Origin of the sequence: Corynebacterium sp. NPDC060344 (assembly GCF_042725215.1) — a bacterium.
GTDB lineage: Bacteria > Actinomycetota > Actinomycetes > Mycobacteriales > Mycobacteriaceae > Corynebacterium.
Genome location: NZ_JBHXCS010000002.1, coordinates 1 through 18020 on the forward strand (window position 1 = coordinate 1; position 18020 = coordinate 18020).

The following is an 18020-nucleotide window of genomic DNA, read 5'->3' on the forward strand; positions in this document are numbered from 1 at the left end:
AGCGTTCGTCCTGAGCCAGGATCAAACTCTCCACAAAAGCTTTCTTTTAGTGAAAAGCCCAAAACCGGCAAAAAACAAACGACAAACCAACCACCCAAAAGGCGATCAGCCTGGCATTCATTATCCGAAAAACACGCGCACCCACCCCGACAGGGTGAAGGAGCAGGCACACGCAAAAAAGGTTGATAAAAGAGCAACCAGAAACTCCTGGCACTCACCAAAATCAACACAAAAAATAGTACATCGGCACACTATCGAGTTCTCAAAAAACACACGCACACTCTCGCCACCGGACCTTGCCCGGCCGTGTTGAGCAGCAAGAAGGAATCTTAAACCACCCGCGGCTCGCAAGTCAAACTCGGCCCGACCGGGAAGTGAACTCCCCGCAAACTCCCCACCGCAACCAGCGCCCTTGCAGGCACCGTCCCGGCGTCTCGCTTGCCCCGGTAACACTACACACGCCACCGATCCGCGACAAAGTGACTGGTCAGCACCCATTTCAGCGCGTCAAACGCGTCCGCGCAAGCCGTAGTAAAGCGAAAGACCCGCCATCCCAGGGAATCTGGGATGGCGGGTCAGGACGCTGAAGCCGGAAGCGCGTAGATCAGCGGTTCACGCGCACGCCGGCGAAGTTCTTCTTGCCGCGGCGCAGCACGAGCCACTTCCCGTGCAGGAGGTCGGAATCGGCGGGAACCCACTCCTCGTCGGTGATGCGCTCGTTGTTGGCGTAGGCGCCGCCCTCCTTGATGGTGCGGCGGGCCTCGCCCTTGGACTTGGCCAGGCCGGAGGCGACCAGCAGGTCGACGGCGGTGTCGGGCTCGCCGGCGTTGACGTCGGCGACCTCGGTCTCGGAGACGGCGGCGGCCAGGGTGCCCTCGTCGAGCTCCGTCAGCTCCGCGCGACCGAACAGCGCCTGCGCGGCGAGCTCCACGGCCTTGCGGGCGTCCTCGCCATGGACCAGATCGGTCATCTCCTGCGCCAGGCGGCGCTGGGCCTCGCGCTTGAACGGGCGCTCGGCGACGGCGACCTCGTACTCCGCGATTTCCTCGCGGGTCAGGAAGGTGAACCACTTCAGGTAATCCACCACCACGGCATCGCCGGCGTTGATGAAGTACTGGTACCACGCGTACGGGCTGGTCTGCTCCGCATCGAGCCACAGCTTGCCGCCGCCGGTGGACTTGCCGAACTTCTTGCCCTCCGCATCGGTGACCAGCGGCACGGTCAGGCCGTGGACCTTCTCGCCATCGAGGCGGCGGTTGAGGTCGACGCCGGAGACGATGTTGCCCCACTGATCGGACCCGCCGATCTGCAGGCGGCACCCGTGGTTGCGGCGCAGGTGCACGAAGTCGTTGGCCTGCAGCAGCATGTAGGAGAACTCGGTGTAGGACATGCCGTCGCTCTCCAGGCGGCGCTTGACGGTGTCGCGGTCGAGCATGGTGTTCAGCGAGAAGTTCTTGCCCAGGTCGCGCAGGAACTCGATCACCGACAGCTTGGACACCCAGTCGTAGTTGTTCACCAGCAGGCCGCGGCCGGGCTGGTCCTCCTCGACGATGTCGATGAACCGGCGCAGCTGGCCCTCGATGTTGGCGACGTTGCCGGCGATCTCGTCCTCGGTGAGCATGGAGCGCTCGCCGACGTCGCGGGGGTCGCCGATCATGCCGGTGGCGCCGCCGGCCAGGGCGATCGGGCGGTGCCCGGCTTCCTGGAATCGCTTGAGCATCACCAGCGGAACGAGGTGGCCCGCGTGCAGCGAGGAGCCCGTCGGGTCGAAGCCCACATACGCGGTGATGGGGCCTTCCTCGGCCAGTGCGCGCAGGGCGTCCAGGTCGGTCGACTGCGCGATGAGGCCGCGCCATTCCAGTTCGTCGATGATGTTCATGTCGGTCACGCGGGTCATCCTAACGTGCGGGGCGGGTCCGGGCCGGTAGCGGGTCTAGGCCCGTCCGTCGGCTTTCGCGTGGCGGCGGTAGGAGGAGACGCCGGGGGCGCCGGGGATCCGGAAGCGCCACGGCCGCTCGGACGCCGCCCGCAGCCCGACGCGCGGGCCGGCGATGACGTCATCGGCCCGGTCGCCGCCGAGCAGCCGCACGCGCGAGCCCTCGCCGAAAAGATCCTGGCCGTAGTCGCCGAGGTCAACGCCCAGGGCTTGCCCCAGGTTGCCGGGTCCCCGGGCCAGAGCGTGCTTGACGACGCCCCCGTTCCCCCTCTTCCGCCTCTCCATCGCAATGGCCTCGCCCTCGAGGATCTCGGCCCCGCGCAGCAGCACTCCCCCGCCGATGCCGTCGGGCCCGGCGGTGACGTTGGCGCAGAAGTGGATGCCGTAGGACCGGTAGACGTACAGGTGCCCGGCGGGGCCGAACATCACCCGGTTGCGCGGCGTGGGGCCCGGCCACGTGTGGGCGCCGGGATCCGGCCACGGCGAGTCGGCCGGGCCTCCGTAGGCCTCCACCTCGGTGATGCGGGCCAGCAGGCCCTCCCCCGGAATGCCGAGAACCCGGCCGAGCAGCGCTTTCGCTGCTTCGGCCGGGTGCACCGACAGTTCGTCCCGGTTCAACGGGGCCATCTGTGGATTGATCGGCGGGACGTTCAAGGGGGCTAGCGGCGGGGCCAGTCGACGGCCTCGTCGGAAAGCATCACGGGGATGCCGTCCTCGATGGGGTACGCGATGTTCAGGCGCTCGTTGACCAGGACGGACTCGTCCTCCAGGTACGTCAGCGGGCCCTTGTCGCGGGGGCAGGCGAGGATGTCCAGCAACTTCGGATCGAGGCTCATGGCAACCAATCCTACGATCCGTCGCCGCGCACCGGGGCGTCCGCCCAGGAACGGCCGCCGGTGGAGGCCTCGCGGACGCGGCCGAGCTGCTCGGCGACGCGGGCGCCGGCCGTGCCGCCGCGGGTGTCGCGCGACGCCACGGCGCCGTCGATGGTCAGCACCTCGCGGACCTCCGGGGTGAGGGACTCGTGGACGCCGGCGAGTTCGTCGTCGGAAAGCTCGTGCAGGCCCACGCCGCGCGATTCCGCGATGCGCACGCACTGGCCCGAGGCCTCGTGGGCGACGCGGAAAGGCACGCCCTGGCGCACCATCCACTCCGCGAGGTCCGTGGCCAGCGTGAAGCCGGCCGGGGCCAGCTCGCGCATGCGGTCCTCGTGGAAGGTCAGGGTGGCCACCAGGCCGGTCATGGCCGGCAGCAGCAGGGTGAGCTGGGCGACGGAGTCGACGATCGGCTCCTTGTCCTCCTGCAGGTCGCGGTTGTACGCCAGCGGCTGGGCCTTCAGCGTGGCCATCAGGCCCGACAGGTTGCCGATGAGCCGGCCGGTCTTGCCGCGCGTGAGCTCGGCGACGTCCGGGTTCTTCTTCTGCGGCATGATCGACGAGCCCGTCGACCACTCGTCGGCCAGCGTCACGTAGCCGAACTCCGGCGTGCACCAGGCGATGATCTCCTCGGCCAACCGCGACATGTCCACCGCGATCTGCGCCAGCACGAACGCGGTCTCCGACGCGAAATCGCGGGAGCTGGTCGCGTCGATGGAGTTGTCGGCGGCCGAATCGAAGCCCAGCTCAGCGGCGATGGCCTCCGGGTCCAGGTGCAGCGACGACCCCGCCAGCGCACCGGAGCCGTAGGGGCTCACCGCCAGGCGGCGGTCCAGATCGCGGATGCGCTCGACGTCGCGCAGCAGCGGCTGGGCATGCGCCAGCAGCTGATGCGCCAACAGCACCGGCTGGGCGGCCTGGAAGTGGGTCTTGCCCGGCATGATCGCATCCGGGTGGGCCGCCGACTGATCGGCCAGCGCATCGACCAGGTCGAGCACGCCGGCGGCGATGTCGCGCACGGCATCGCGCACCCACATGCGGAACAGCGTGGCCACCTGGTCGTTGCGCGAACGGCCGGCGCGCAGGCGGCCGCCCACCTCGGCGCCCACGCGGTCGATGAGCCCGCGCTCCATGGCGCCGTGGACGTCCTCGTCCGACTCCTCCGGGCCGAACGCGCCGGAGGCGACGTCGTCGCCCAACGCGTCGAGGCCGGAGAGCATGGTCGCCAGGTCGTCGTCGGAAAGCAGACCCCGCGCATTGAGGACCTTGGCGTGGGCCTTCGAGGCCAGCACGTCATACGGGGCCAGCACCCAGTCGAAATGGGTCGACTTGCTCAACGCCGCCATGGCGTCGGCGGGGCCGCCGGCGAAACGGCCGCCCCACAGCGAACCCTCGTTGGTGCCGTGCTTTTCGACGGCGGACTGCTCGGACATGTCGGTGGTGCTCCTCATCGGTGGCGGGATGCGACCGCCCGGCCCCCGTTTGCGGGGCCGGGCGCGTGCACGGGATCTGGTGCGGGACCTACAGGTTGAAGTCGCGCTTGGCGGCCATCTTCGACGACAGGCCGTGCAGCTCCACGAAACCGCGGGCCAGGGTCTGGTCGAAGGTGTCGCCCTCGTCGTAGGTGGCCAGGTTGAAGTCGTACAGCGACGAGTTCGAGCGGCGGCCGTTGACGTTGCAGTTGCCGGCGTGCATGGTCATGCGGATGTCGCCGGAGACGCCCTTCTGGGACTCCTCGACGAAGGTGTCCAGCGCGCGCTTGAGCGGGGAGAACCACAGGCCGTCGTAGACCAGCTCGGACCACTTGGCCTCGACGCCACGCTTGTAGCGGGCCAGCTCGCGCTCGACGGTGACGTCCTCCATCGCGGTGTGCGCGGCCATGAGCGCCATGGCGCCCGGGGCCTCGTAGATCTCGCGGGACTTGATGCCCACCAGGCGGTCCTCGACCATGTCCAGGCGGCCGATGCCCTGGGCGCCGGCGCGGCGGTTCATCTCCTCGACGGCCTCGAGCATGGTGACCGGCTTGCCGTCGATGGCGACCGGCTTGCCGTCCTCGAAGGAGATGATGACCTCGTCCGGGGAGTTGAAGTTGAGGGTCGGGTCCTCGGTGTAGGCGTAGACGTCCTTGGTCGGGGCGTTCCACAGGTCCTCGAGGTAGCCGGTCTCGATGGCGCGGCCCCACAGGTTCTGGTCGATGGAGAACGGCGACGACTTCGACTGCTCGATCGGGATGTCGTTCTTCTCGGCGAAGGCGATGGCCTTGTCGCGGGTCCACGCGTAGTCGCGGGCCGGGGCGATGATCTTCAGGTCCGGGGCGGTGTTGGAGAAGCCGACCTCGAAGCGGACCTGGTCGTTGCCCTTGCCGGTGCAGCCGTGGGCGACGTGCGTGCCGCCGTGGTCCTTGGCCGCCTGCGCCATGTGCTTGACGATCAGCGGGCGCGACAGCGCCGAGACCAGCGGGTACTGCTTCATGTACAGCGCGTTGGCCTTGATGGCCGGCAGGCAGTACTCCTCGGCGAACTCGTCACGGGCGTCGACGATGACGGACTCGACGGCGCCGGCGTCCAGCGCGCGCTGGCGGATGGACTCCATGTCCTCGCCGCCCTGTCCCACGTCGATGGACACGGCGACGACCTCGGCGCCGGTCTCCTGCTTCATCCACTCGATGGCGACGGTGGTGTCCAGGCCGCCGGAGTAGGCGAGAATGACCCGATCAGTCATGTGCGTTCGCTCCTTCTTGGGGGTGTTGATTCTTGTCGATTCTACTGCCCGGCGTCGCCGGACAAACGCCGGGCCAGGTCTGCCCCGGTCAGGGGCTCCCGCGCCAGGCAGAAGATGGTGTCGTCGCCGGCGATGGTGCCGGCGATGTCGGGCAGGCCCGCGCGGTCGATGACGCTGGCCAGGTACTGCGCCGCCCCGGGCGGGGTGCGCAGCACCGCGATGGTCCCGGAGTGGTCGGCGGCCACCAGCAGTTCGTCGAGGACGCGCCGCATGCGCGCCACCGCTCCCCTGCTCGCGGCCATGCCGTCGGCATCGCCCTCCAGAACGTACCGGGCGGCGCCGTCGTCCTCGCGGACCTTGCGCGCGCCGAGTTCGTCCAGGTCCCGGGACAGCGTCGCCTGGGCGATGCCGATGCCCTCCGCCGACAGCAGAGCGGCGAGCTCCAGCTGGCTGGAGACCCGCCTGCGCCGCAGCAGGTCCGCGATGCGGGCCTGCCGGGCGGTGCGGGAACCGGGGATGGTCATGGCGGGCCTACGCTTCCCCGCCGGTGCCGGCGGTGTTGCGCTCCAGCAGCCACGTCAGCAGCGCCTTCTGGGCGTGCATGCGGTTTTCGGCCTCGTCGAAGACGACGGACGCGGGCCCGTCGATGACGTCGGCGGTGACCTCGTTGCCGCGGTAGGCCGGCAGGCAGTGCAGGAAAATCGCACCGTCGGCGGCCTTGGCCATGAGCTCGGCGTTGACCTGGTACGGCAGGAACGGGGTGCGGCGGTCCAGGCCGTCGCTCTCCTGGCCCATCGACACCCACGTGTCGGTGAGCACGATTTCGGCGCCGGCGATGGCCTCGTCGACGTCGGCGGTCACGGAGACGGTCGCGCCGGTCTCCGCCGCGATCGCCTCGGCGCGCTCGACGAAGCGGGCTTCCGGCTGGAATCCCTCCGGTGCGCAGATGGTCACGTCGAGCCCGGCCGTCGCAAAGCCGACCAGGTACGAGTTGGCCATGTTGTTGGCGCCGTCGCCGAAGTAGACGGCCTTGCGCCCGGCCAGCCCGGCCTGGCCCTGCTCGGGGCAGAGATTCTCGATGATCGTCTGCAGGTCCGCGAGGATCTGGCAGGGGTGGAAGTCGTCCGACAGCGCGTTGATCACCGGCACGGTGGCCGTCTCGGTCATCGCCTCGAGGCCGGACTGCGCGTAGGTGCGCCACACGATCGCCGAGACGAAGCGCGACAGCACCGCGCCGGTGTCCTGCAGCGTCTCGCCCTTGCCCATCTGCGACGAGCCGGAGTCGACGACGATGGCGTTGCCGCCCAGCGCCGCGATGCCCGCGTCGAACGAGAAGCGCGTGCGCGTCGACGTCTTGTCGAACAGCACCGCCACCGACTGCGGGCCCTCCAGCGGGCGCGCGGAGTACGGGTCGGCCTTGAGCTGCGCCGCCAGCGCCAGGACCTCAGCCTGTTCGGCCCGGGTCAGGTCGTCGTCCGCGAGGAAGTGCCTGGTGGCCACGGTCATCACGGTTCCTTTCTGGTTCATGTTGCTTTGCGACGGCCACCGGTGCGGCTCATCGCGTGCCCGCCCGGGAGGGGCCTCCCGGGGGTCGGGCGCGGATCAATGCGGATCAGTTCGGATCGGTACAGATCAGTGCGGATTAGTTCTGCTCGCCCGCGGCGCCGCCATCGGCGTCGAGCGCCTCCTGCGCCTCCGCGAGGCACTGATCGACGAGCTCGACGGCGCGGTCGATTTCCTCGTCGGTCAGGTTCAGCGGCGGCACGATGCGGATGACGTTGGGCTGCGGGGCGTTGAGGATCACGCCGTTGCGGTAGCCGGCGTCGACCGCGCCCTTGGACAGCGGGCCGTCGAGGACCAGACCGAGCATGAAACCGCGGCCGCGGACGTGGTCGACGTGGTCGAGCGAAGCGAGCTTGCGGGCCAGGACCCGGCCCTTCTCCGCGACGCGGTCGATGATCTGCTCGGACTCCAGGACGTCGATAACCGCCAGCGCCGCCGCGGTGCACACCGGGTTGCCGCCGAAGGTCGTGCCGTGGACGCCCGGGGTGAACAGCTTCGCGGCGTCGCCGTGGGCGACGACCGCGCCCAGCGGCAGACCGCCGCCAAGACCCTTGGCCAGGGTCATCACGTCGGGGACGATGTTGGAGTGCTGGTGGGCGAACCACGCGCCGGTGCGGCCGATGCCGGTCTGCACCTCGTCCATGATCATCATGATCCCGTAGCGCTCGGTCAGGGACCGCACCTGCTCCAGGTAGCCCTCCGGCGGCGCGACGACGCCCGTCTCGCCCTGGATCGGCTCCAGGATCACGGCGGCGACGCCCAGCGGGTCGGACTCGATGGTCTTGGTCAAAAACTCGATGTCGCCGAAGGGCACGAACTCCACGCCGGCGGGGCCCGGCTCGAACGGCGCGCGCTTGTCGGGCTGGCCGGTCATGGCCAGCGCCCCCATGGTGCGGCCGTGGAAGCCGTGGTTGGTGGCGATGATCCGGCGGCGGCCGGTCAGGCGCGCCAGCTTGAACGCGGCTTCGTTGGCCTCCGTGCCGGAGTTGCAGAACATCACGCGGGTGTCTTCCGCGCCCCAGCCGGTGAGCTCGATGAGCTTCTCGGCCAGCTGCAGCGGCGGCTCGGAGGCGAAGATGTTGGACACGTGGCCCAGCTTCCCGATCTGCGAGGACACCGCTTCGACGATGGCCGGGTGGGCGTGGCCGAGGACGTTGACGGCGATGCCGGCGAGCAGGTCGAGGTAGCGCTTGCCCTCGGAGTCGGTCACCCAGGGGCCCTCGCCCTCGACGAGCTCGATGCGCGGGGTGCCGTAGTTGTCCATCATCCTGGAGGTCCAGGCGGCGGTGAAGTCGGTCATCACGCGTTTCCTTCGGGGTTGGGGTTCGGGTTGGTGGTGGGGTTGGCGGCGGCATCCGAGCCGGCATCGGCCGGCGCCTCGGAGATGTCCGCGGCGGCGTCGGCGGCGGAGCCGGAGGGCCGCGAGGTGCGGGCGGCGGCCTCGGCCGCGCTCGCCTGCGCCTGCTCCAGGTCCTCCATGGCCGCGCGCAGTGCGCGGGCGCCCGGGTCGTCGCCGAGCGTGCCGTCGCCGGGGCGCACCATGGTGCCGATGCCGCCGGAGGTGAGCAACTCGAGCAGCACCGAGTGCGGCTGGCGGCCGTCGATGACGTGCGCCGCCTTGACGCCGTTGTCCACGGCGTGGAGGCAGGACTCCATCTTCGGGATCATCCCGGCGTCCAGGCCGGGGACCATCTCGCGCAGGTCGTTGGCCGAAATCTGCGAGACCAGCGAGCCCTTGTCCGGCCAGTTGGTGTACAGGCCCTCGACGTTGGTCAGGATGACCAGCCGCTCGGCGCCCAGCGCGGCGGCCAATGCGCCGGCGGCGGTGTCGGCGTTGACGTTGTAGATCTCGCCGTCGGCGCCCGGGGCGATGGTCGACACGACCGGGATGCGGCCGGCGTCGATGAGGTCGAACAAGGACTCCGACTTGACGTCGACGATGTCGCCCACAAGACCGATGTCGGTGGGCACGCCGCCGACGTCGACGAGGCGCTTCTCGGCGCGGAACAGGCCGGCATCCTCGCCGGAGGTGCCCACGGCCAGCGGGCCGTGCGCGTTGATCAGCCCGACGAGCTCGCGGCCGACCTGGCCGAAGAGCACCATGCGCACGACCTCCATGACCTCCGGCGTGGTCACGCGGAAGCCACCGCGGAACTCGCCGTCGAGGCCCAGGCGCCGCAGCATCGCGGAGATCTGCGGGCCGCCGCCGTGGACGACGACCGGCTTGATGCCGACGGTGCGCAGGAACACCATGTCGCGGGCGAAGGCCGCCTTGAGGCGGTCGTCGGTCATGGCGTTGCCGCCGTACTTGATCACGACAACCTTGTCGCGGTGGTGCTGCAACCACGGCAGGGCCTCGGCGAGCACGTGGGCGCGCTGTTCCGGGGTGAGGTCCTCGGTGAGGTTTCCGCTGAAGGGGCTCATGGGTGGCGGCCTTCCTTAGGTCGAGTACGCCGAATTGATGTGCACGTAGTCGTGCGAGAGGTCGGTGGTGCGCACGGTGGCCGATCGACCGTCACCGGTGCCCAGGTCGACTTCCACGTGGATGTCGGCGCCGGACAGGTCGACCTCGCGGGCGTCGGGGGTGCCGCCGGTGTCGCGGCAGACGACGTGGCCGTTGAAGGACACCGTGATGTGCTCGGGGTCCATGGCCACCGGCGCGACGCCGACGGCGGCGAGCACGCGGCCCCAGTTGGGGTCGGAGCCGAACATGGCGCACTTGAACAGGTTGTCGCGGCCGATGATCCGCGCCGCGACCAGCGCGTCGTCTTCCCCGCCGGTGCCGGTGACGGTGATGGCCACCCGCTTGGTCACGCCCTCGGCGTCGCCCTGCATCTGCGCCGCGATGGAATCGCAGACGGCCAGCACGGCGGCATCGAGCTCATCCTGGGTCGGGACGTGCCCCGACGCGCCGGAGGCCAGCAGCAGCACGGTGTCGTTGGTCGACGTCGACCCGTCGATGTCGAGGCGGTTGAACGTCTCCTCCGACGCCGCCGCCAGAGCGGCATGCGCCATCTCCGGGGTGATGTCGGCATCGGTGGTCAGCACGCCCAGCATCGTCGCCATGGACGGGCTGATCATGCCGACGCCCTTGCCCATCGCGCCGACCGTGAAGTCGCCGGTACGGTGGACCGCCTGCTTTGCGACGAGGTCGGTCGTCATGATCGACGTCGCCGCATCATGGCCGGCGGCCGCCTCCCCCGACAGGCCGGAGACCAGCGGCGCAATGCCGCCCAGGACGGTGTCCATGGGCAGGCGGTCGCCGATGAGGCCGGTGGAGCACACGGCGATGTCCGTCACGGGGACGCCGAACTCGTCGGAAAGCGACCCGCAGGTCCGCAGGGCGTCCTCGACGCCCGGGCGGCCGTTGCACGCGTTCGCATTGCCGGAGTTGAGCAGGACCGCGGTGATCGAGCCATCGGCGACGTGGTCGCGGGTGACGGTCACCGGGGCGGCGACGACGCGGTTGCGCGTGAACACCGCGGCGGCCGTCTTCTTCGGTCCATCGTTGACCACCAGCGCCATGTCCGGGTTGCCGGAGGCCTTGATGCCCGCCGTCACGCCGGCGGCCCGGAAACCCTCGGGGGCGACGACGCCGCCGCACTCGGGGCCGTACTCGACCGTGCCGCCCACCGACGCATCGGCCACGGAGATCTGCGCCCCGCTCACGGCGCGACACCCGCCAACGGCAGGCCCGCGGTCTCGGGCTGGCCGACGATGAGGTTCATGCACTGCACGGCCGCGCCGCCGGTGCCCTTGGTCAGGTTGTCGATCGCCGACGTGATCAGCAGCCGTCCGGCGCGCTCGTCGACCTCGACCTGCACCTGCACGAGGTTGGAGCCGATGACGGACTTCGTCTGCGGCTGGATGCCCTCGGCGAGCAGCTGGACGAAGGGCTCGCCGTCGAAGGCCTCCGCGTAGGCCGCGCGGGCCGAGGCGGTGGTGACGGTGGCGTCGGACAGCGGCGCGGTGGCCGTGGTGAGGATGCCGCGCGACGTCGGCGCGAGCACCGGCGTGAAACCGACGTTGACGCCCCCGGCGAAGACGGAGAGGTTCTGCCGGAACTCCGCGGTGTGCCGGTGCCGGCCCGCGGTGTTGTAGGCCTTGAGGTTGCCCATGACCTCCGAACCGAGCATCGGCACGGCGGCCTTCTTGCCCGCGCCCGAGGTGCCCGTGATGGACACGACGGAGAAATCGGGCTCGACCAGGCCGGATGCGAGCGAGGGGTACAGGGCGATGGTCGCGCCCGTCGGGAAGCAGCCCGGCACCGCGATGCGGTTCGAACCTGCGATCTTGTCGCGCTGGCCCGGCAGCTCCGGGATGCCGTAAGTCCACGTGCCGGCGTGCGGCGAGCCGTAGTAGTGCTCCCACTCCGCGGCGTCGGACAACCGGAAGTCGGCGCCGCAGTCGATGATGGCGACGTTGTCGCCGAGCTCGGCGGCGATGGCGGCCGAATGGCCGTGGGGCAGGCCCAGGAACACCACGTCGTGCCCCGCGAGGGTGCCGGCGTTGGTGTCCTCGATGCGGCGGTCGGCCAGCGGCGCCAGGTGGGGCATGACGTCGCCCACGCGGGCACCGGCGTTGGAGGCGCCGGTCAACGCGCCGATGGTCAATTCGCCGGACAGGTACGCGGGGTGCGAAAGGAGCAGCCGGAGGATTTCTCCTCCGGCATAACCCGTCGCCCCGGCGATCGCCACTGAAATGCTCATGCGGCCATTCAACACGGATATTCACTCCGATGCAAGATATTCATCGCATCGGCGTGCCGTGCCGAATGGCCGCATGTGGCGCAGGCTAACCGCGCAGCTCCGCGCCGTGGCGCTCCTTGGCCAGCTCGATGGCTGCGAGGCGCCCCTCGGAGGCCTCATCCTCGGTCAGCGTGCGATCCGTGGCGCGGAAACGCAGGGAGAAGGTCAGCGAACGCCGGTCGTCGCCGAGCTGCTCCGAGCGGTACACGTCGAAGATGCGGATCGACTCCAGCAGTTCGCCGGCGCCCTCGCGGACCGTGGCCTCCACTTCGGCGGCGGGGACGTCGTCGGCAACGACGAGCGCCAGATCCTGGTGCACGGCCGGGAACGGGCTGAGCACCGGGGCCGGGAGGTTCTCCGACAGCGGCAGCGCGTCGAGGTCGATCTCCAGCGCGCAGGTGCGCTCCGGCAGGCCCGCGTTGGAGATGACCTTCGGGTGCAGCTCGCCGGCGTAGCCGACCACGCGGCCGTCGACGGTCAGCTTCGCGCAGCGGCCCGGGTGCCACGGCAGGTGCTCGGCATTGCGGATGCCCAGCTCCACGCCGGCGGCGCGGGCGATGACGCGCGCGGCCTCGATGGCGTCGGCGGCACCGTAGGCGCGGCCCGCACCCCACGGCGAGTCGAGCTCGACCTGGCCGCAGGCGACGGCGGCGACGTGCAGCGGCTGATCAGGAAGGGACTCGCGCAGCTCGCGCAGCTCCTCCGCATCCGGCAGACCGGCGGTCGACGGCATGGACGACCGGCCGTCGCCGCGGACCTGGGTGACCTGCTCCACGCCGTACAGCGCGAGGTTGACCTGGCCGCGGGCGACGTTGCGGCGCAGCGAATCGAGCATCGCCGGCAGCAACGTGGTGCCCAGCTGCGCGCGGTCGCTCTCCAGCGGGTTGATCACCGTGACGGTGTTGCGGCGCGGGTCATCGGCGTCGAGGCCCCACACGTCGAAGACGTCGTTGGCGGTGAACGGGGTCGGCAGGATCTCCAGGTAGCCGTTGTGGGCGAGTGCGTGGCCGACGCCGCGGCGCAGCTGCTGGCGCGGGGTCAGGCCGCGTCCGGCCGGGGCGACCGGCAGGACCACGGGGATGTCCTCGAGGCCCTCCAGGCGCAGGACCTCCTCGACCAGGTCCGCGGACATGGTCAGATCGGGGCGCCACGTCGGCGGGGTCACGGTGAGCTTGCCGCCGCACGAGGAGATCTCGACGGTGCAGCCGACCTCCTCGAGGCGGCCGACGACCGTCTCGCGGGAGTATTCGACGCCGGCGACGCGCGACGGGCGGTCGACCGGGAACTCGATGACCGCCGGCGCCGGCACGTCGCCGACCAGCGTGCGCCCGGGCTCGACGGTGCCGCCGCCGAGCTCGGCGAGCAGGCGGCAGGCCAGGTCCAGCGACGGCTCGACCAGGGCCGGGTCGACGCTGCGCTCGTAGCGGCGCGACGACTCCGATGACAGCTTGTGGCGGCGGCCCGTGCGGAACACGCGCAGCGGCGACCAGATCGCGGCCTCGAACAGCACGTCGGTGGTGCCGTCGGCGATCTCCGAGGTCAGGCCGCCCATGACGCCGGCCAGGGACTGGATGCCGGAATCGTCGCAGATGACGACATCCTCGGGGTCGAGCTTGCGCTCCACGTGGTCGAGCGTGGTCAGGGTCTCCCCCGCCTCCGCGTTGCGCACGGTCAGGCCGCCGGAGATGGCGCCGCCGTCGAAGGCGTGCATCGGCTGGCCCAGCAGCAGCATGACGTAGTTGGTGATGTCCGTGGGCAGGTTGACGCTGCGCTGGCCCGCCAGCAGCAGGCGGCGGCGCATCCACCACGGGGTCTGCGCGTTCGGGTCGACGCCGGTGACGCGGCGCAGGCCGAAGCGCAGGGCATCGGTCTCCGGGCGCAGGTCCAGCTCGAGGGCGGAGCCCTCCACGGCGATCGGCTCGACGTCGGCGGGATCGGCGAACTCGACGTCGAACGCCGAGCAGATCTCGCGCCCCAGCCCTCGCACCGACAGGGCGTAACCGCGGTCCGGGGTGACGTTGACCTCGAACAGCTCGTCGTCCAGGCCGAGGAAGGCGCGGGCGTCGCCGCCGATTTCCACGTCGGCGTCGTCAAGCACCGACTCCGGCAGGGAAATGATGCCGGAAGACTGCGCGGTCAGGCCCAGCTCGGCTTCCGAGCACAGCATGCCGGCCGAAATGCGGCCGTACGTCTCGCGCGCGCCGATGGCGAAATCGCCCGGCAGCACCGCGCCCGGCAGCGCCACGACGACGATGTCGCCCTCGGCGAAGTTGCGGGCGCCGCAGATGATGCCCTGCAGCTCGCCGGTGCCGTTGGCCTCGCCGACGTCGACCTTGCAGAAGCGGATCGGCTTCTTGAACTCGGTCAGCTCCTCGATGTCGGCGACGCGGCCGAACGCCAGCGGGCCGGTGATCGGCGGCAGGGGCTCGTGGCCCTCCGTCTCGAAGCCGACGCGGACGAAGCCGGCGTCGAGTTCATCGGGCGTGACGGACCAGCCGGGGTTTGCGGCGGACACGACGTCGGTGACCCAGGACTGCGGGATGAACATTGAAGTGATTCTCCTTGGAGTGGTGGGTTGCCGATTAGCCGCGGATGCCGAAGGGCTGCGTGAAGCGGACGTCGCCCTCGACCATGTCGCGCATGTCCGACAGGCCGTTGCGGAACTGCAGGGTGCGCTCCAGGCCCATGCCGAACGCGAAGCCCGAGTACTCCTCCGGGTCGATGCCCGAGGCGCGCAGGACGTTGGGGTTGACCATGCCGCAGCCGCCCCACTCGATCCAGCCGGCGCCGCCCTTCTTGTTGGGGAACCACACGTCGACCTCGGCCGACGGCTCGGTGAACGGGAAGTAGTTCGGGCGCATGCGGGTGCGGGTCTCCGGGCCGAACAGTTCCTTGGCCATGTGGTCGAGGGTGCCGCGCAGGTGGCCCATGGTCAGGCCCTTGTCAATGGCCAGCCCCTCCACCTGGTGGAACACCGGCGTGTGCGTCGCGTCGAGCTCGTCGGTGCGGAACGTGCGGCCCGGGCAGATGACGTAGATGGGCAGGTCGCGCTCCTGCATGGTGCGCACCTGCACCGGGGAGGTGTGCGTGCGCAGCACCTGCAGCGACCCGGCCGGGGCGATGTGGAAGGTGTCCTGCAGCGTCCGCGCCGGGTGGTCCGGCAGGAAGTTCAGGGCGTCGAAGTTGAAGTACTCGGCCTCGACCTCGGGTCCTTCGGCGATCTCCCAGCCCATGCCCAGGAAGATGTCGCCGATCTGCTCCGACAGGATGGTGATCGGGTGCATTCCGCCGCGCTGGCCGCGGGTGGTGTCGACGGTGACGTCGATGCGCTCCTCGGCCAGGCGCCGCTGGGCGTCCTCTTCCTCGAGGACGGCCTGGCGCTGCGCGAATTCCTTCTCCACCTTCCCGCGCACGACGTTGACCCTGCGGCCGGCATCCTTGCGCTCGGCCTTCGGGATCGATCCGAGGGCGCGGCGGGCCTGCGGGATCGGGGCATCGTCGCCGAGGTGCGCACGACGCGCCTCGGCGAGCTGCGCCAGGTCGGAGGCCTCGGCGAACGCAGTGGCCGCCGCGTCGGCGGCGGCGTTCAGCGCGTCCTCGGACAGGTCGATGGAGGTGGGGGTGTCGCTCACGTCAGATGCCCATTTCTTCGTCGGCGGGGACGGCGGGGCGGGTGCGCGCACGACGCGCCCGGACCCCGTTGTTAACAACGCGCCATCATAGCGGTTCGCCCGCCCCCGCACCGCCACCGCCCGGGCCCTTTCGCTTGACGACGATCCTGCGGGAAATCCCCCGGCCGGTCACCTGCCGCGGGCGGTCTCCCACAGGCACATGGCGGCGGCGGTGGCCAGATTGAGCGATTCGGCGCCGCCGCGGATCGGGATGGACACCCGCCGCCCCGCGCCGGTGAGGATCTCCGCCGGCAGGCCGTGGGCCTCGTTGCCGAACAGCCAGGCCACCGGGCCGGCCGGGAGCTCGTCGCGGCCCAGGATGGTGTCGGCGTCCATGGTGGTCGCCAACGTCGCAAAGCCCGCATCGGCCAGCGCCCGCAGGACCGTGTCCGTGTCGCGCTCGCGGGCGACCGGGACGTTGAACACCGAGCCGGCCGAGGAGCGCACGACCTTGCCGCCGAGCGGATCGACGGAGTCGCCGGCGAGGACGACTCCCCCGGCGCCGAGCGCATCGGCCATGCGGACGATGGTGCCGGCGTTGCCGGGATCGTTGCACTCGACGGGGACGACGAGGACGCCCGCCTCGACGCCGGCCGCGATGGCGCGGTCGAGCGGCGAGAGCACCGCATCGGAGCCGCACACGGCGAACAGGCCCGTCGTGGTGACGGTTTCGGCCAGGGCCGCGGCGGCCGAGTCGTCGATGACGGACACCGGCCGGCCCGAGGCGGCGATGGCCTCGACGAGGTCGCGGTGCCGGTCGATGGCGGCATCGGTGGCGAACGCCTCGGCGATCGCGTCGGCCCGGGCCGCCGCATCGACGGAATTGAAGCCCTCCACCAGGAAGCGCCCGGCCTTGCGGCGGGCGGCGGCGCGGTGGAGCTTGGAAGCCGAAACGACCCGCGGAGTCCTTGCGGTAAAGGTCTCCACGGGTCGTCGGAAGTCGTCAGCCATGACGACGAGATTACGCGAGGGCGAAATCCTACTGGGCGGCCGGGGCGTTGACGTCCTCCGGCAGCGCGGCCTTGGCGGTCTCGACCAGGGCGGCGAAGGTCGCGGCGTCGTTGACGGCGAGCTCGGCCAGGTTCTTGCGGTCGACCTCGACGCCGGCCAGGGCCAGGCCCTGGATGAAACGGTTGTAGGTCATGCCGTTGGCGCGGGCGGCGGCGTTGATGCGCTGGATCCACAGCTTGCGGAACTGGCCCTTGCGGTGACGGCGATCGCGGAACTCGTAGGTCTTCGAGTGGAGCATCTGCTCCTTCGCCTTGCGGTACAGGCGGGAGCGCTGGCCGCGGTAGCCCTTGGCGGAATCGAGGACTTCGCGACGCTTCTTCTTGGCGTTGACGGACCGCTTCACACGTGCCACGTTGGTACTTCCTTACTTATCTGACGGATGTTGTGTTCGTTATCCGCATCCCCGGCCGGTCGCCGGGGATCACGGGCAGTGGGAGGCTGTTACGCCTTGCCCAGGAGGCGCTTGATGCGCTTCTCGTCGGCCTTGGCGACCTCGGTGGTGCCCTTCAGGCGGCGGGTGCGGGTCGAGGGCTTGCCCTCGAGGAGGTGGCGGCGGTTGGCCTGCTCGCGGCGGAGCTTGCCGGCGCCGGTGACCTTGATGCGCTTGGCGGTGCCCTTGTGGGTCTTCTGCTTCATGGTGTTTCGCGTCCTTTTCGAAATCTTGTTGTCCGGAACTCCCGCGACGCCCGTCGTCGGGGCGTGGTGGGTCACCCGGCGATGCCTGCCGCATCCCCGGTTCGTGCCGTTCCGGCCGTTGGCCGGCTACTTCTTGTTGCCCTTGCGGACCGGCCCCAGGACCATCGTCATGTTGCGGCCGTCCTGCTTGGCGCGCGTTTCGACGATGCCGTGTTCCTTGACATCCTCGGAGAGGCGCTCCAACAGTCGGAAACCGAGCTCCGGGCGCGACTGCTCGCGACCGCGGAACATGATGGTGACCTTGACCTTCGAACCCTTGTCGAGGAAGCGGACCACATTGGCCTTCTTCGTCTCGTAGTCGTGATCGTCGATCTTCGGCCGGAACTTCTGTTCCTTGACCACAGTCTGCTGCTGGTTCTTGCGAGCTTCCCTGGCCTTCTGGGCCTGCTCGTACTTGAACTTTCCGTAGTCCATGATCTTGCAGACCGGCGGCTTCGCGTTCGGCGCGACCTCGACGAGGTCGAGATCGGCTTCGTACGCGAGCTTGCGGGCGTCATCCGTGCGAACGATGCCGACCTGCTCACCACCGGGTCCGACGAGTCGGACTTCGGGAACTCGGATTCGCTCGTTGATGCGAGCTTCAGCGCTGATGTGGCCTCCTAGGTAGTACCTGTACATTTCGTTGCCGAACCGCCGGAAGCAAATGTACGAGGGAAGCCACGCGAGGCGACCCGTTTCCGGGCCACGACGCCATCCGATGATGGTGGGCGCGCGGGCCGGCGACGGCCTTTCTTCGCCCCATCGGGTCGACCCCGGCGCAACCATGATTCTTCGGCGCACCCAGGGTGGGATTCTCTCC

17 protein-coding genes and 1 pseudogene are annotated in these 18020 nt (G+C 70.0%); 1 reads left to right on the plus strand and 17 read right to left on the minus strand.

The window, feature by feature from the left end; translation table 11 throughout:
* Window positions 1–313 (plus strand): hypothetical protein (locus ACFWGD_RS02845; protein ID WP_377777026.1); only part of this gene is annotated, 313 nt, incomplete at its 5' end.
* Window positions 314–604: 291 nt separating this feature from the next.
* Here the strand turns inward: ACFWGD_RS02845 and tyrS are convergent.
* The 17 genes and pseudogenes from tyrS to infC all read right to left on the minus strand — a co-directional run bounded on the left by tyrS (window position 605) and on the right by infC (window position 17839).
* The gene (gene tyrS, locus ACFWGD_RS02850; RefSeq protein ID WP_377777468.1) at window positions 605–1879 is read right to left on the minus strand and encodes a tyrosine--tRNA ligase; all 1275 of its coding nucleotides are present in this window, start codon (window positions 1877–1879) and stop codon (window positions 605–607) included.
* Between the two features lie 54 nt (window positions 1880–1933).
* The gene (locus ACFWGD_RS02855) at window positions 1934–2554 is read right to left on the minus strand and encodes a DNA-3-methyladenine glycosylase (RefSeq protein ID WP_377777469.1); all 621 of its coding nucleotides are present in this window, start codon (window positions 2552–2554) and stop codon (window positions 1934–1936) included.
* Window positions 2555–2595: 41 nt separating this feature from the next.
* Window positions 2596–2772: a Trm112 family protein gene (locus tag ACFWGD_RS02860; protein ID WP_377777027.1), complete on the minus strand. Its 177-nt coding sequence runs from the start codon at window positions 2770–2772 to the stop codon at window positions 2596–2598.
* A gap of 11 nt (window positions 2773–2783) precedes the next feature.
* Complete coding sequence (gene argH, locus ACFWGD_RS02865) at window positions 2784–4244, minus strand: argininosuccinate lyase (protein ID WP_377777028.1); 1461 nt, start codon at window positions 4242–4244, stop codon at window positions 2784–2786.
* A gap of 88 nt (window positions 4245–4332) precedes the next feature.
* The gene (locus ACFWGD_RS02870) at window positions 4333–5532 is read right to left on the minus strand and encodes an argininosuccinate synthase (RefSeq protein ID WP_377777029.1); all 1200 of its coding nucleotides are present in this window, start codon (window positions 5530–5532) and stop codon (window positions 4333–4335) included.
* Window positions 5533–5573: 41 nt separating this feature from the next.
* The gene (locus ACFWGD_RS02875; protein ID WP_377777030.1) at window positions 5574–6056 is read right to left on the minus strand and encodes an arginine repressor; all 483 of its coding nucleotides are present in this window, start codon (window positions 6054–6056) and stop codon (window positions 5574–5576) included.
* A 7-nt stretch (window positions 6057–6063) separates the two neighbouring features.
* The gene (argF, locus tag ACFWGD_RS02880) at window positions 6064–7038 is read right to left on the minus strand and encodes an ornithine carbamoyltransferase (protein WP_377777031.1); all 975 of its coding nucleotides are present in this window, start codon (window positions 7036–7038) and stop codon (window positions 6064–6066) included.
* Window positions 7039–7174: 136 nt separating this feature from the next.
* On the minus strand, window positions 7175–8395 hold the full coding sequence (locus ACFWGD_RS02885) for an acetylornithine transaminase (protein ID WP_377777032.1): 1221 nt from the start codon (window positions 8393–8395) through the stop codon (window positions 7175–7177).
* A gap of 230 nt (window positions 8396–8625) precedes the next feature.
* A pseudogene (gene argB / locus ACFWGD_RS02890) lies at window positions 8626–9519 on the minus strand (acetylglutamate kinase); the annotation flags it as partial.
* Between the two features lie 15 nt (window positions 9520–9534).
* Entirely contained in the window at window positions 9535–10728 is a 1194-nt protein-coding gene (gene argJ, locus ACFWGD_RS02895; RefSeq protein ID WP_377777470.1) for a bifunctional glutamate N-acetyltransferase/amino-acid acetyltransferase ArgJ, read from the minus strand.
* Window positions 10729–10760: 32 nt separating this feature from the next.
* Window positions 10761–11804 carry an N-acetyl-gamma-glutamyl-phosphate reductase gene (gene argC, locus ACFWGD_RS02900; RefSeq protein WP_377777033.1) on the minus strand — a complete coding sequence of 348 codons (1044 nt, stop codon included), beginning with the start codon at window positions 11802–11804 and terminating at the stop codon, window positions 10761–10763.
* A gap of 85 nt (window positions 11805–11889) precedes the next feature.
* Entirely contained in the window at window positions 11890–14391 is a 2502-nt protein-coding gene (gene pheT / locus ACFWGD_RS02905) for a phenylalanine--tRNA ligase subunit beta (RefSeq protein WP_377777034.1), read from the minus strand.
* A gap of 34 nt (window positions 14392–14425) precedes the next feature.
* Window positions 14426–15475, minus strand: coding sequence for a phenylalanine--tRNA ligase subunit alpha (gene pheS, locus ACFWGD_RS02910; protein WP_377777035.1), 1050 nt, complete (start codon window positions 15473–15475; stop codon window positions 14426–14428).
* 168 nt (window positions 15476–15643) lie between these two features.
* Entirely contained in the window at window positions 15644–16465 is an 822-nt protein-coding gene (locus tag ACFWGD_RS02915; protein WP_377777036.1) for a TrmH family RNA methyltransferase, read from the minus strand.
* Between the two features lie 28 nt (window positions 16466–16493).
* A complete protein-coding gene (rplT, locus tag ACFWGD_RS02920) occupies window positions 16494–16877 on the minus strand; it encodes a 50S ribosomal protein L20 (protein ID WP_377777037.1) in 384 nt (127 codons plus the stop codon).
* An 89-nt stretch (window positions 16878–16966) separates the two neighbouring features.
* Window positions 16967–17161, minus strand: a complete 195-nt coding sequence (rpmI, locus tag ACFWGD_RS02925; RefSeq protein WP_291343462.1) for a 50S ribosomal protein L35 — start codon at window positions 17159–17161, stop codon at window positions 16967–16969.
* A gap of 126 nt (window positions 17162–17287) precedes the next feature.
* Entirely contained in the window at window positions 17288–17839 is a 552-nt protein-coding gene (infC, locus tag ACFWGD_RS02930) for a translation initiation factor IF-3 (RefSeq protein ID WP_377777039.1), read from the minus strand.
* Window positions 17840–18020: the final 181 nt, after the last annotated feature.